Raw genomic sequence first — 14,691 nt, 5'->3', positions numbered from 1 at the left:
CCGGGCGTGGGCGGCGCGCGGGGTTTGCCTACGGACGGCGCAGACGTCGCAGGACCCTGCGGCCTGCGACGGCTGCGGTCAGTGCGGTCAGCGCCGCGGCTGTGGCGGTGGTAGCCCAGCGGACGGTGCGGGAGGGCAGGTCGGGCCGTCGGGCCAGGCGTTCGGGGCTGTCGCTGGGCAGGTTGCCGTCGAGGGCGAGCGCGAGGACTTCGGCCAGATGCAAGGCGCGACGGCCGGTGTCGCCCTGTTCGATCTGGGTGCGGCAGCTGAAGCCGTCGGCGACGACCAGGCTGTCGGGGGCCGCGTTCCTGACGGCGGGCAGGACGCCCCGTTCGGCGACGGTCATGGAGACGTCGTGGTGGCCGCGTTCGAAGCCGAAGTTGCCGGCAAGGCCGCAGCAGCCCTCGTCCAGGACGTCGGCGTCCAGATGTGCGCGGCGCATCAGTTCCCGGTCGGCGTCGAACTTCATGATGGCGTGCTGATGGCAGTGGGTCTGCACGGTCGCTCCGCGGGACAGCCGCGGCGGCTGCCAGCCGTCCGGGGCATGGTGGACGAGCTGCTCGGCAAAGGTGCGCACCTGCCCGGCCAGGCGCTGGACGTCCTGGTCGGCCGGCATCAGCTCGGTCGCATCGGAGCGGAATACGGCGGTGCATGACGGTTCCAGGCCTATGACCGGCGTCCCGGCCTCGATGTAGGGCCGCAGGACGTCCAGGGTGCGCCGCAGGACCTTCTCGGCGACGCCAAGCTGTCCGGTGGAGATCCATGTCAGGCCGCAGCAGACCGGTTCGGTGGGAACGGTGACGTTGAAGCCGGCGTCCTCCAGAACCCGGACGGCCGAGACGGCGATGGAGGGGTGGAAGTAGGTGGTGAAGGTGTCAGGCCACAGCACCACGGTGCGCGCGTCGGCTGGATCGGGCTCCTCCTGGGCGCGTGCCTGCCACCACTGGAGGAAGGACTGCTGCGCGAAGACCGGTGAGGTGCGTTGCCGGGCGATGCCGGCCACCCGTTTGCCCAGCCCTGCCAGGCCCGGCGCCTGGAGCACGTTGTTCAGCAGGGAGGGGGCGAGTCGGGACAGACGGGCCCACACGGGAAGCCATCCCATGGAGTAGTGGGCGGCGGGCCGCAGACGCCCTTCGTAGTGGTGGGCGAGGAACTCGGCCTTGTAGGTGGCCATGTCGACACCCGTGGGGCAATCCGATTTGCAGCCCTTGCAGGCAAGGCACAGATCGAGTGCGTCCCTGACCTGCGGTGAGCGCCAGCCGTCGGTGATCGCCGAATCGGCGTGGCCGTCGAGCATCTCGAACAGCAGCCGAGCCCGCCCTCGCGTGGAGTGCTCTTCTTCCCGCGTCGCCCTGTAGGAGGGACACATCACTCCGCCGGACTGGCTACGACAGTTGCCGATACCGACGCAGCGCATGACCGCGCGGGTGAACGAGTGCTCGTCCTGCGGATAGCCGAAGCGGGTTGCCGGGGTGGCCGGCCGCCAGGACGGGCCCAGCCGCAGCTGCCCGTCCACGGGGTGGGGGTCGACGACCTTTCCGGGATTCATCCGGTTGCCCGGGTCGAACAGCTGCTTCATCTCACCGAAGGCGGCGACCAGCCGCTCCCCGAACATCCGGGTCAGAAGCTCGCCTCGCGACTGCCCGTCGCCGTGCTCGCCGGAGAGCGAGCCCCCGTAGGAGACCACCAGATCGGCGGCTCGTTCCACGAACCGCCGGAAGTCGGCGACGCCCTCGGCTGTCTTGAGCTCGAAGGGGATACGCGTGTGCACACAACCTTGGCCGAAGTGTCCGTACAGAGAGGGATGGTCGTAGTCGAACTCCTCGAAGAGCTTCTTCAGATCGCGCAGGTAGTCCCCGAGCCGTTCGGGCGGGACCGCCGAGTCCTCCCACCCCTCCCAGGTCTCGCGGTCGTCCGGAGGACGCGCGGTGACGCCCAGGCCGGCCTCCCGGGCGTTGAGCATCTTCTGTTCACGTCCGGGGTCGTCGGAGAATGCGACGTCCCTGTCCTTCTCACTGCGTCCGATGGCCCGCAGCAGAGCATGGGCCTGTTCATCGACGTCTGCCTGCCGGTCGCCGCTGAACTGCACCATCAGCCAGGCGCCCGCATCGGGAAGGGCCCGTAGCGAATCCAGGTAGGCGCCCTCCTCACGCATCAGCTGAGCCATACGCCCGTCCAGCGCCTCCAGCTGGCTCGGCTCGCAGTGCTCAAGCAGATGGGAAACGTCGTCGGCGGCCGCGCAGATGTCGTCGTAGCCCAGGACCAGCAGAGACTCGAAACGCGGCACGGGGACCAGTTCCAGCTCGGCGCGCAGGACGGTGACCAGGGTCCCCTCGCTGCCGACGAGGGCCCGGGCGACGTCGAAGCCCTTCTCTGGCAGCAGCGAGTCGAGGTTGTATCCGGAGACGCGCCGCGGAATGTCCGGGAATCCGCGGCGGATGTCGGCGAGGTACTCCTCGGCGATCCGCCGCAGCCCCTCGTACACCTCGGCCTGACGTCCTGCCTGCTCGGTGATGCGGGCCAGCTCGGCCCGGGAGGTCGGCCCCACCCACATGCGCAGGCCGTCATAGGTGAGGATCTCCAGACGGCGCACGTTGTCGACCGTCTTGCCGTAGGCCTGCGCGGAAGCCCCGCACGAATTGTTGCCGATCATGCCGCCCAGCGCACAGTGACTGTGCGTGGATGGCTTGGGCCCGAACTGCAGACGGTGAGCCGACAGCTGGCGGTTGAGTTCGTCCAGGACGATGCCCGGCTCCACCACGCAGGTGCGGGCCTCCGCGTCCACCGAGATCAAGGCGTTGCAGTACTTCGTCCAGTCGATCACTACGGCGGTGTTGGTCGACTGGCCGGCCAGACTCGTGCCACCGCCGCGTGAGAGCACCGGCGCCCCGAAGCGCGCGCACACCTCGACCGCGCGTGCGCCCGCCTCGACCGAGCGCGGCACGACGACGCCGATCGGTACCTGCCGGTAGTTGGAGCCGTCGGTTGCGTAGGCACCTTTGCTCCCTGTGTCGAAACGGACTTCGGCGTCCACGCGGGTGCGCAGTTCCCTTTCAAGTCCGGACACGTCCACCGCGGTGGCATCGGCGGGGGAGGATGTGCCAGCCATGTGAGGGCCGCCTTTCGACTGTTGCCATGGCACGAGCGGCATCCCGTCGGCAGCCCCGTGCCGGACCACCTCAGTCCTCGTGCCGGACCACCTCTCCGGTACCCACGCTTGCACCATGCAATGATGTTTTTTTTTCGGCCCAGGGCAGTCCGCCCGGACCAGCCGGAGTGGGGCTGATCGGGGAATCCTCGGCGTCGCTCAGCCTTCGGGCTGGTGGTGCACCATGCGCAAGCGTGTCTGTGTCGCCTGGCCTCGCCTTCCTGCCGGCGGTGATCTGTGAGGGGCGGCGTGTGGCGTTGTCCGGTGCAGCGTTCTGCGTCTGCGCCCGTCGGCGCTCACAGGCAGAAGTGGGCCTGATCAGGGCAGAGAGGTGCCGAGTCCCATCCGGCCAGGCACTGGTCGAGCGGTCGTGAGGCCTACCCGACCAGTGCCCACGGTAAGGCTCGCTTCTGGGAGGCGCAGCTCGAGCAATTCGTGCACGTCCCCCTTGCCGATCTGCGGCCAGAACCCGGCCGACCTGTGGCCGGAAGGCGGGCAGGCGGGCACGCGGGGCTGCTCACCAGGCCGGCGCTGTCACGGCGAGGTGATCGGCTGCGGTGTGCAGGGCCGCAGAAGGGGCGTGCATCGAAAGTCTGCTCTAGGGAGTTGTCGGCCTGCCCGGCTACGGTGCGGGCATGGTGAATTTCGTACTGGTTGCGGGTGCACGGCTCGGGGCGTGGGCGTGGGGCGAGGTGGTGCCGTATCTGCGCGCGGCCGGCCATGGCGTCTATCCGTTGACGCTGTCCGGTCTTGCTGACAAGCAGGGTGTACCGGCAGGGCAAGCGACTCATGTCCAGGACATCGTGGCCGAGGTGGAACGCCAGGGTCTGCGTGACGTAGTCCTGGTGGGTCACAGCTACTCGGGCATCCCGGTAGGTCAGGCCGCGGAGCGGATCGGTGACCGACTGGCCCGCGTGGTATTCGTCGACTCAAGTGTTCCGACTGACGGTAAGTCGTTTGTCTCCGCCTGGCCGGACGGCGGGGCGGGAGTGGAGGCATCGATCGCGGAGAACCGGGGGTTCTGGCCGCTCGCGCCAGCCGCTCATTACGACGGCGAAGGTCTCACCGACGAGCAGATCGAACGCCTCGTGCGTGGCTCGACGCCTCACCCAGGTGCCACGCTGACCGAGCCCGCTGTGCTGGCGGGGCCGCTCGGTGAACTTCCGGCGACATACATCCTGTGCGTGATGCCGGGGGCCGAGCCTGACGACGCCGAGCCTGACGAAGATGTGACCGAGCTGCTGAACAGCAAGTATTGGCGGCTGGTCAAGATGGACACCGGCCATTGGCCGATGTTCTCCCAGCCGCGCGAGCTGGCGCAGATTCTCCTCAATGCCGCCGTGGAGTGAGAGCATCTCCACACCTGCGGACTGGTTTTCGACGCACTTGTGTTCTGGTCACAGCCACTCACTGAGGGCCGCCATGAGGACAGTCGCCCCGTAGCGGACCGCTTGGCCGACCCTGTCCGGATTGACCGGCTCACCTTCCGTGGGTATCGGAGACGCTGCCCGCACAGGTCGAAACGCTCTCCTGGATCTCGAGAAGGTCTGGCACTGCCTGGCCCGTTTATGGAAGCTCAGCGGCCGTTGATGTTGAACGGCGAAGCCGCCCCCGTAGGGCCTGTTTCTGCCCGTTTCGGACTGCGACGAGGCTGACCAGGATCTCGCTGCCCGCCCGCACCGTACGGCGCGCACCCGCGCGCCCCACCCGGGCTGGGATCGGCCGACCGGAAGTCGAAACCGTTCGACAGTCCAATCTCTGTACGCGATCGACGCACCGGTGTACGTTCTCGGGCCGACGCACTTTTGGGAGCGCTCCCATGGCGCCTCCTTCGTGACATCTCCGGTTCGCTTCGCTTCGTACGAGCACAAGGAGGAACGTTGAAACGCACTTTGTCCCTCTTGGCCACCTGCGCGACGGCCGTGGGCCTGATGACCCTGGCCGGGCCCCAGGCGGAGGCCGCCAGCGGTTGCAAGGTCGACTACACCATCACCAGCCAGTGGCAGGGCGGCTTCCAGGCCGGGGTGAAGGTCACCAACCTGGGCGACCCGGTGAACGGCTGGACACTCGAGTGGACCTGGCCGGAGGCCGGCCAGAAGGTCACCCAGGGATGGAACGGCACCTGGTCGCAGTCGGGTTCCGCTGTCAGTGCCACCAACCTGGACTGGAACCGCACGCTGGCCACTGGCGGCAGTGCCGACCTCGGCTTCACCGGCACCTTCACGGGCAGCAACGCCAAGCCCGCCGCCTTCACGCTCAACGGAGTGGCCTGCACGGGCTCCGTCGGCGGCGGCGACGAGCCCCCACCCGACCCGGGCACCGGCGCCCCCGTGGACGTCAACGGGCAGCTCAAGGTCTGCGGCGTGAACCTGTGCAACCAGTACAACCGTCCCATCCAGCTGCGCGGCATGAGCACGCACGGCATCCAGTGGTTCAGCAAGTGCTACAACAGCGCCTCCCTGGACGCCCTGGCGACCAACTGGAAGGCGGACCTGCTGCGCATCGCCATGTACGTGCAGGAGGAGGGCTATGAGACCGACCCGGCCGGCTTCACCAGCCGCGTGAACAGCTACGTCGACATGGCCGAGGCCCGCGGCATGTACGCGCTGATCGACTTCCACACCCTCACCCCGGGCGACCCGAACTACAACCTCGACCGGGCCAAGACGTTCTTCGCGTCCGTCGCCGCCCGCAACGCCGCCAAGAAGAACGTGATCTACGAGATCGCCAACGAGCCCAACGGCGTGAGCTGGACGGCCATCAAGAACTACGCCGAGCAGGTCATCCCGGTCATCCGGGCCGCCGACCCCGACGCCGTCGTCATCGTCGGCACGCGCGGCTGGTCCTCGCTGGGCGTCTCGGACGGCTCCGACGAGACCGAGGTCGTCAACAACCCGGTCAACGCCTCCAACATCATGTACGCGTTCCACTTCTACGCCGCGAGCCACAAGGACGACTACCGCGCCACGGTCAGCCGGGCGGCCGCCAAACTGCCGCTGTTCGTCACCGAGTTCGGCACGGTGAGCGCCACCGGCGGCGGAGCGCTGGACCGGACGAGCACGACGGCCTGGCTGGACCTGCTCGACCAGCTGAAGATCAGCTACGCCAACTGGACGTACTCGGACGCCGACGAGAGCAGCGCGGCGTTCAAGCCGGGCACCTGCGACGGCGGCGACTACGGCGGCAGTGGCGTGCTGACCGAGTCGGGTGCGCTGGTCAAGAGCCGGATCAGCACCGCCGACAACTTCCCTACCAGCTGACCCCGCCCGCGTACCGGGAGGCCGGTACGCGGCGCTCGCGCACCGAGGCACCGAGGCACCGACGTACGGAGAGCGCTCCCGAGAAGGAGGGGGCGCTCCCCCGGCCCCTTCGCCACACCGGAGGTACCCCCCATGCCCACCCCTTGCCGGCGCTTGCTGCGCCGCCCGCGCCGTCCCTGGACCGTCGCGGTGTTCCTCACGGCCGTGGCGCTCCTCGCGTCCGGCTTCACCGTCCTGTCCGCGAGCGGCGCGGATTCCGGCTGCCGGGTCGACTACACCGTGAACCAGTGGACGGGCGGCTACACGGCACAGCTCGAGATCACCAACCTCGGCCCCGCCGTCACGAGTTGGCGTCTGACCTGGACCTACGCCGGTGACCAGCGGGTGACCTCTGCGTGGAACGCCGAGGTCACCCAGACCGGCAGCTCCGTCGTCGCCGAGAACACGAACTGGAACGGCTCGCTGGCGACGGGCGGCACCGCCGACTTCGGTCTCCAGGGCACCTGGCGCTCCCCCGCCCCCGCACCGGAGGACTTCGTCCTCAACGGCGTGCCGTGCGGCGGTACCGGCACCCCTCCGTCCACCACCCCGCCCCCGACGAGCCCGCCGTCCACCACCCCGCCACCGAGCGGGGACTGCGGTGCGGCCGTGATCTGCTCGGGCTTCGAGGAGCAGACCGGCCCCACCCCGTCCGGCGCATGGCGCTTCACCGCACCCGACTGCCAGGGCACGGGCACGGCCGCCGTCGACACCGCGGTCGTGCACAGCGGCGGCCGGTCGCTGCGGATCGACGGCAGGGCGGGCTACTGCAACCACGCGTTCGTGGCCGCCACCGCCGATCTGTCCTCCGTCGGCCCGGTGATGTACGTACGGTTGTGGGTTCGGCACACCACCGCACTGCCCGCCGCCCACGTCACGTTCGTCTCCGTGCCCGACTCCTCCCAGGGCGGACGGAGCCTGCGCGTCGGGGGTCAGAACGGCGCCCTGCAGTGGAACCGGGAGACGGACGACGCCACCCTGCCCGCGCAGAGCCCGGCAGGCGTTGCGCTGAGCCGGCCGCTGCCGACCGGCAGTTGGCAGTGTCTGCGGTTCGCGATCGACACGTCCGCACCCGGGCTCGACACGTGGCTCGGTGACGAACAGGTGCCGGGCCTGCACGCCGACGGCATCCCCGACCAGGACATCGACCAGCAGTGGCTCGCCCTCACCGTCCCGCCCCGTCCGACCGCCTTCCGCCTGGGCTGGGAGAGCTACGGCACGGGCGACGACACCCTGTGGTTCGACGACGTGGCCGTCGGCTCGTCACCGATCGGCTGCTGACCCGACCGGCCGGCAGGGGGAGCCGATCCCGACCACGGACGGCTCCCCCGAGATCGCGAGTCCGATGCCGGCAGGGCCCTGCCGGCCTGACGCGACGTTCGAGGTCGCTTTCGCCCGAGGTTCTCTCCCGCAATCGGCTGTTTGGTCTGCGGTGTCGGGTCGCGCCAGCAGGAGACGTTCTCGTCAGCGGGGCTGCGGGTCATGCGGCCGGTCATGACGAGGTGGATCACGGCTTCGGAGCGCGCAGGCCGACGGCTCACGGCGGCAGGGGTGACGGGAGATCAGGCCACCCCGTCCCACACTATTGACGTGGTCATGCCTGCCTCGCATCATCATGGGAGCGCTCCCATCAATGTGCTGCCGAAAGGCGCCCCGCCGACACCACTCACACCGGGCGTCCCTGCCGACCGACGCGGCGCTCGCCCGAGGAGGACACGTCATGCCGCTCGCACACCTGCCCGTCACCGGCCGGCTGGGCCGATCGCCTCGCAGAGCCGGAAGAACCGCGGGCAGACGCCCCGCCGCCGCGCTCGTCTGCGCCCTGGCCACGGCCGCCGTCCTCGCCGCCGCTCCCCCAACGCCCGCCGCGACCGGCCGGGCCGCCGCGGACCAGGTCGCCACGGCGGCGGCCGCCGAGGAGGCGTCGACCGTCGAGGTCTCCGTCAACGCCGGGGTGGGACTCGGCACCATCGACGAGGCGGCGTTCGGCGTCAACCACGCGCTCTGGGACTCGCACATGAACGACGCCGAGGTGACCGGCCTGCTGAGCGATGCGGGCGTCGGCATGATGCGCTACCCGGGCGGCTCCTACGGCGACATCTACCACTGGAAGGACCACTCCGCCCCCGGCGGTTACGTGGCGCCTGGTACCAGCTTCGACGAGTTCATGGGCAGCGTCCGCGCCTCCGGCTCCCAGCCGATGATCATCGCCAACTACGGCACCGGCACCCCGCAGGAGGCCGCCGACTGGGTCCGGTACGCCAACGTCACCCGCGGTTACGGGGCGAGGTACTGGGAGATCGGCAACGAGATCTACGGCAACGGCCACTACGGCAGCGGCTGGGAGGCCGACGACCACCCGGACAAGAGCCCGCGCGAGTACGCCCGCAACGTCCTCGCCTACGCAGAGGCGATGAAGGCGGTCGACCCCACGATCAAGATCGGCGCCGTGCTGACCACGCCGGGCGACTGGCCGGACGGCATCGTCGGTCCGGGTGACTCGGCCGACTGGAACCACACCGTGCTGTCCGCGGTCGCCGGGGCGATCGACTTCGCCATCGTGCACTCCTACCCGGGCGGCGCCACCGCCGACGAGGCCCTGGACCGGACCGCCCGGCTGCCCGGACAGCTCCGCGAGGTCCGTCGGCAGATCGACCGATACGCCGGGGAACGCTCGTCGAAGATCGGCATCGCGCTCACCGAGGTCAACTCCAACGTCCAGATGAACAGTCGCCCCAACGGCCTGTTCGCCGCGGACACCTACATGACGGCGCTGGAGAACGGCGTCTTCAACGTCGACTGGTGGAACGTCCACAACGGGCCCACCAAGGTGGAGACCGTCGACGGCGACACCGACTTCAACGACTTCGGCCTGCTCTCCAGCGGCGGCTGCGTCGGCGACGTCTGCCAGCCGGCCGTGAACACGCCGTTCCACCCGTACTTCGGCATCAAGTCGCTGACCAAGCTGGGTCGTCCCGGTGACACGATGGTCGCCTCCTCCACCGACAGCGACCAGGTCTCCGCGCACGCCGTGCACCGGGCCGACGGCACCCTGAGCGTGATGCTGATCAACAAGGACCCGATGAACTCCCGCACTGCGAAGATCAGTTACACCGGATACACGCCCACTGACCAGGCACCGGTCGTGCACCGTTACGGCCGCGGCGACACCGATGTCACCCGGGTATCCGCCACCGCCGGGGCCGACCAGGTGCTGCCGCCGTACTCGATCACCACGATCACCGTCGCCCCGCACGCCGCCGCGGCCTCGGTCGGCGCGCCCGGCGCACCGAAGACCACCGCCGTGGACAGCTCGACCGCCACGGTGAGCTGGACGGCCCCCGCGAACGGCAAGGCGGTGCGCTACGAAGTGTACGAACGCCTGGGCGCGAGCTCCCAGTTGCTCGCCACCTCGACCTCCACCTCGGCGACGCTGCACAACCTGCCGCCGGGATCCGAGCACACGGTCAACGTCCTCGCCCGGGACGCCGACGGCCGCCTCTCGCGCCCCTCCGAGCCGCTGACCTTCGCCACCACGGCTCCGCACGACAGCAGCTGCCTGGTCACCTACCGGGTGGACAGCGGCTGGGGCAGCGGATTCGTCGCCACCGTCACGGTCTCGAACGTCGGTGACGCCCCGATCAACGGCTGGACCCTGGACTTCACCTGGCCGTCCACCGGCCAGTCCGTGCAGAGCTCCTGGAACGCGAACGTCACCGGCTCGGGCACGCGCGTCCATGTGACCGACAACGGCGCCAACGCCGAGCTGGCCCCGCACGGCGGCTCCACCGCCACTTTCGGATTCGTCGGAGCCAACGACGGCGCCAACCCCACGCCGACGACCTTCACCCTCAACGGCACGGTCTGCCGCACCCCCTGACCAGTTCCTGCGGCCCGGCCCGCCTTCTGGCGGGGCGGGCCGCAGGCGCGTCGGAGGATCGTCGCCCGCACCTGGTAGTGCTGCGTGAGGTTCCGCCTTGTCTGCGGCGGCTTCGCTCGAGGACCGTGCGACGTCGGGTTGATCAACGACGATCGGCGTCACCGGGTGCGGGCAGCGACCCTTGCCGGTACGGCCCCTCCGACGGCGCTGGTCACGGATGTCAGCGACGACCCCGGTCCGGCTCCACCGCCGGAAGAACCCGCTGCCCCACACCGGGCCTGAGCGCGCAACTGCACAAGCGTGGTCGCCGGTGCTCTCGACGTCGCTGTCGTCACCGATGCACCGCCGGGACTGCCCCGTGATCCCCGGGTGGAACGCCGGTTCCTCGGGCTGGACGACATGGTCGTCGCACTGCCCGTCGGCCATCCGCAGGCCGGGCGCGGCCCGGTACACACGCAGACGCCGGCCGACCAGATCTGGGTCGAGGACAACGACGGCTCGGCGGCACTTTTGCGGCAATACGCCGCCCGGGCCGGGGTGAGCGCGCGCATCGACCTCACCGCAGCCGATCTGGTAGGCAAGCTGTCCCTGGTAGCAACCGGTCACGCCGTCGCGCTGATACCCGGCGTGCTGACGGGCGCCCTGCGGACCGGCGCCACCATCTTGTCCCTGGTCGATCCTCCGACCCGTGGCATCTACGCCGTCACGCCACGCCGTGACCCCCACCCCTGGGCGGCGACCCTGCTCGACCAGTTCGCCACAACCTTCGCCTCGGTCCGTCCTGCCCACAGGGGCCTCGCCCAGCAGCCGGGCCCCGCATCGCTGGACTGCTCCCGTAACCACCGACGTCGATCGTCACCCGCAACAGCACAGCCACGGCAGGTCATCTGATAGAAGTCGTGCCAGAAGTCCCCTTCTCCGGCATCGCGTTGTCCAGTGCGAACCCGCGCCGGTGCCGCACCACGACCGCCGCCCGGCGGATGGCCTGACATCACCGACGCACAGGCAGGGAGCCAGCCGTGAGTGACACCCGCCGTCTTCTCTCCCCCCGCCGCTGGGCCCCTCCCCCGGCCCCGGCCAACGAGGGCCGAACACCCACCACCAGAGGCTTCACCGTCACCCGCCGCATCGCGACCGGCGGTCACGGCCCCGAAGACGTGATCTCCGACCGGCAGGGCCGCCTGTACACCGGCCTCGCCGACGGCACCATCCTCCAGATCAACCCGGCAACCGGCGAACGCACCGTCATCGGCAACACCGGGGGCCGCCCACTGGGACTCCACCCCTCCCCCGACGGCACGATCCTGGTCTGCGACCACGACCGCGGGCTACTGCGCATGTCCCACGACGGAGCGGTCGAAATACTCGCCGACACCGTGGCGGGCCGGCCCCTTACCTTCACCAGCAATGTGACCGAAGGCCCGGACGGCACCATCTGGTTCACGGTCTCCACCCGCCGCTGGGACCTCGACCACTACCTCGGCGACGTCTTCGAGCACTCGTGCACCGGCCTCCTGGTCCGCCGCACCCCCGACGGCACTCTCACCGTATTGCGCGACGACCTCAAGTTCGCCAACGGCCTGGTCCTCGCCCCCGACGCCTCCCACCTTGTTGTGGCCGAAACCACCGGATACCGCATCAGCCGCTACTGGCTCACCGGCCCCAAAACAGGAACCACCGAACCTTTCGCCGACAACCTCCCCGGACTGCCCGACAACATCAGCCTCGGCAGCGACCGACTCCTGTGGGTGGCGTTCCCCTCACCGCGCAACACCCTCCTCGACAAACTCCTGCCGCTGCCCGGCCTCCTGCGCACGCTGGTATGGAACCTTCCCCAGGCCCTCCGGCCGGGGCCCCGCCCCCTCGCCTGGGTCATGGCCTACGATCTCGACGGGCGTCTCGTCCACGACCTGCGCACAAGCGACAGCTCGTACCGGTTCGTCACCGGCATCACCGAGCATCACGGAACACTCGTCGCCTCAAGCCTCCACGAGGACGACCTCGCCGTCCTCGCCCCACCCGCCAGGTCCGCCGCGCGCGACCAGGCCGTGTCCGATAACTGATCTTCTGGGGTCGAGGCGAGTTGGTCGATGGCAGTCCCGGTGCGTGTCCTGCCTGCGCCAGGTGGAGTCCCGGCCCGAGGCGTGACGGGAATTCGCGACGCGGATTCGGGAGCGGGCCGCCGTCAGAGCCCTGTGCGACGGCCCGCCGCATTGTGCCGAGGCTCGGGAGTTGTCACCGACGGAACCGAACGGCCTGGCAGAAGGGCCGGGCCGAAGCAGCCTGGTCGTCACCTGGAAGGCAGGCTGCTTGTCACAGACATTCGGTGCCTCCTGTCCCTCACCTCGTTGACCGCCCGCCGGCGGCTCGGGCTCGACGGCCGTACCGACATAGCGGGACAGTGCCGGTCACATGGACGCGCAGGCATCACCTCCCCCGGAACGGCGCACGCGGACCGTTCGTCACCAGGGCACCTCTCCCTCGTCGTCGAAGAAGCAGCCTGTCGGCTCGTGGCCGTCCACGGTGGCCAGCCGGATCGCGGCGGCTGCGCCTTGCTGCGGAGTGCGCACTCCCCGAAAGCCGTTCAGGTCGGTCGCCGTGTAGCCAGGGCAGACGGCGTTGATCAAGATGTGCGTGTCGGCCAGTTCCTTGGCGTACTGCACGGTGACGGCGTTGAGGAACGTCTTCGACGGAGCGTATGCGACGGAGATGGGGCCCGTCCCGGCGCCACGTGTGGTCTGGAGTCCGAGGGAGCCGACTCGACTGGAGACGTTCACGATCCGCGGCGCAGGCGAGCGGCGCAGCAGCGGCAGCAGGGCGTTGGTGACGCGGATGACGCCGATCACGTTGGTCTCCACGGCCGCCCGTACCCGGTCCACGTCGACCGTGGTGGGCTCCTGCGGCATACCGCCGGTGATGCCGGCGTTGTTGACGAGCGCATCCAGCCGCCCGGTCTGCTCCTCGATCATCCGGGCCGCCGCGGTCACGCTCGCCTCGTCGGTCACATCCAGCGGCACGCCGAACACGTCGGCGCCGGCCGCGCGGAGCTTGTCCACGGCGGCCTCGCGCCGTTCCTCGTTCCGCGCGCCGATCCCGACCGTCCAGCCGAGGGTGCCGAGCCCGGCGGCGATCTCGTACCCGATGCCCTTGTTGGCCCCGGTCACCAGCGCGACCTTGGGGTGGTTCACGATGTTCGTCTCCGTCATGACACAGATGCTTCTCCCCCGCCGGGCAGGGCGTCCAAGACCGACTGGGTGAGCGGCGATACCGCCTGGGTATCACTCGAGGCCGGGCCGGTTAGGCTGGCGGGGTGGAGACACGTGAGCTGCGGTACTTCGTCGCGGTTGCCGAGGAACTGCACTTCGGCCGGGCCGCGCAGCGGCTCGGAATCGCCCAGCCTCCGCTGTCACGGGCGATCGCCGCGCTCGAACGACGCCTGGGCACCCTCCTGCTGGAGCGAGGCAGTCGGGGCGTCGCCCTGACCGAGCCCGGGGTGGTGCTGCTGCGCGAGGCGCGGGCGGCGCTGGACGCCGTCGAGGCTGCGGAACGACGCACCCGCCGGGCCGCACTCGCCGCGACGGGCCGCCCCGCCGTGGTCCTGGCCGCGAAGGCGGGCGCCTCCGATGAACTGCTGGCCAAACTCCTCGACGCCTACGCCGCCGAGCCCGGCGCCGTCCCGGTCGACGTCGTGCTGTGCGGGCCGGGCGAGCAGGTTTCCGTGCTGCGCACCGGCCGGGCCGACGTAGCCCTGCTGCACCGACCCTTCGACGACACGGCCGGCTTCGACACCGAGGACCTGCACTCCGAGGGGCAGATCGCGATCCTCCCCGCGGGCCACCCCCTCAGCACCCGTCCGCACCTGCGGCTCGCCGAGGTCACCGCCATTCCCGACCTGCCCCTGCCCCGCTGGCCCCGCCCCGACGGCACCTTCCCGGACGGCCCCGGACCGCAGGTGCGCGACCACACGCAGCTCACCCAGCTCATCGCCCTGGGCCGGGCCTGTGCGGTCGTCCCGGCGTCGGGCAGCACCGGCCTGCGCGACGGCCTCACCGCCGTTCCGGTCACCGACGCCCCCCACGTCACCACTGTTATCGCCTGGCCCCCGCACAGTCGTTCAGCGGCGGTCGCGGGACTGGTCCGCGCCGCCACCGCCAGGTAACGGCAGTGAACGCCAGGAGGGTGCTGCTACAGGTCGAACTCGCGGTGCTCGATGTCCGTGAAACGGAGCTACCCCAGGGAGCCGACGCGGCGGGCCGTTGTCCTGGAAGCACACCTCCTTGAGCGCTTCGCCCGCGTTCTCCTGAAGGCGGGCGTGGTTGGGGTGTCACAGGGCTCCTGGCCCGCCTCGCTGGGCCGGCGCTGAG

General features: G+C 70.0%; 8 protein-coding genes and 1 pseudogene. 7 read left to right on the top strand and 2 right to left on the bottom strand.

Features of this window, described 5'->3' with window-relative positions:
* Window positions 1–28: 28 nt before the first annotated feature.
* On the bottom strand, window positions 29–3,109 hold the full coding sequence (locus tag AB0E77_RS11615) for an FAD-linked oxidase C-terminal domain-containing protein (protein ID WP_361568822.1): 3,081 nt from the start codon (window positions 3,107–3,109) through the stop codon (window positions 29–31).
* 674 nt (window positions 3,110–3,783) lie between these two features.
* On the opposite strand from AB0E77_RS11615, the gene AB0E77_RS11610 reads away from it, so the two are divergent.
* The 6 genes and pseudogenes from AB0E77_RS11610 to AB0E77_RS11585 all read left to right on the top strand — a co-directional run bounded on the left by AB0E77_RS11610 (window position 3,784) and on the right by AB0E77_RS11585 (window position 12,390).
* Window positions 3,784–4,497 carry an alpha/beta hydrolase gene (locus AB0E77_RS11610; RefSeq protein WP_361568820.1) on the top strand — a complete coding sequence of 238 codons (714 nt, stop codon included), beginning with the start codon at window positions 3,784–3,786 and terminating at the stop codon, window positions 4,495–4,497.
* 531 nt (window positions 4,498–5,028) lie between these two features.
* Entirely contained in the window at window positions 5,029–6,408 is a 1,380-nt protein-coding gene (locus AB0E77_RS11605) for a cellulase family glycosylhydrolase (protein ID WP_361568818.1), read from the top strand.
* A 132-nt stretch (window positions 6,409–6,540) separates the two neighbouring features.
* The gene (locus AB0E77_RS11600) at window positions 6,541–7,728 is read left to right on the top strand and encodes a cellulose-binding domain-containing protein (protein WP_361568816.1); all 1,188 of its coding nucleotides are present in this window, start codon (window positions 6,541–6,543) and stop codon (window positions 7,726–7,728) included.
* 439 nt (window positions 7,729–8,167) lie between these two features.
* Entirely contained in the window at window positions 8,168–10,327 is a 2,160-nt protein-coding gene (locus AB0E77_RS11595; protein ID WP_361568814.1) for a cellulose binding domain-containing protein, read from the top strand.
* A gap of 272 nt (window positions 10,328–10,599) precedes the next feature.
* Window positions 10,600–11,218, top strand: a pseudogene (locus tag AB0E77_RS11590) (LysR substrate-binding domain-containing protein); the annotation flags it as partial.
* 128 nt (window positions 11,219–11,346) lie between these two features.
* A complete protein-coding gene (locus tag AB0E77_RS11585; protein ID WP_361568813.1) occupies window positions 11,347–12,390 on the top strand; it encodes an SMP-30/gluconolactonase/LRE family protein in 1,044 nt (347 codons plus the stop codon).
* Window positions 12,391–12,789: 399 nt separating this feature from the next.
* Here AB0E77_RS11585 and AB0E77_RS11580 read toward each other — a convergent pair whose 3' ends face one another.
* Window positions 12,790–13,533, bottom strand: a complete 744-nt coding sequence (locus AB0E77_RS11580; protein ID WP_361568811.1) for an SDR family oxidoreductase — start codon at window positions 13,531–13,533, stop codon at window positions 12,790–12,792.
* Window positions 13,534–13,637: 104 nt separating this feature from the next.
* Here AB0E77_RS11580 and AB0E77_RS11575 point away from each other — a divergent pair, with 104 nt between their 5' ends.
* On the top strand, window positions 13,638–14,486 hold the full coding sequence (locus tag AB0E77_RS11575) for a LysR family transcriptional regulator (protein WP_361568809.1): 849 nt from the start codon (window positions 13,638–13,640) through the stop codon (window positions 14,484–14,486).
* Window positions 14,487–14,691 lie beyond the last annotated feature (205 nt).

The sequence above is a fragment of the Streptomyces sp. NPDC032940 genome (assembly GCF_040636935.1).
Taxonomy (GTDB): Bacteria; Actinomycetota; Actinomycetes; order Streptomycetales; family Streptomycetaceae; genus Streptomyces.
Note: the sequence above shows the minus strand (reverse complement) of the source record. Positions and strands in the feature narration are given on the sequence as shown.

Bases quoted from the DNA above. Each gene is read 5' to 3' on its own strand.
- AB0E77_RS11595 (WP_361568814.1), top strand. From the start codon at position 8,168: ATGCCGCTCGCACACCTGCCCGTCACCGGCCGGCTGGGCCGATCGCCT.
- AB0E77_RS11580 (WP_361568811.1), bottom strand. From the start codon at position 13,533: ATGACGGAGACGAACATCGTGAACCACCCCAAGGTCGCGCTGGTGACC.
- AB0E77_RS11615 (WP_361568822.1), bottom strand. From the start codon at position 3,109: ATGGCTGGCACATCCTCCCCCGCCGATGCCACCGCGGTGGACGTGTCC.
- AB0E77_RS11610 (WP_361568820.1), top strand. From the start codon at position 3,784: ATGGTGAATTTCGTACTGGTTGCGGGTGCACGGCTCGGGGCGTGGGCG.
- AB0E77_RS11600 (WP_361568816.1), top strand. From the start codon at position 6,541: ATGCCCACCCCTTGCCGGCGCTTGCTGCGCCGCCCGCGCCGTCCCTGG.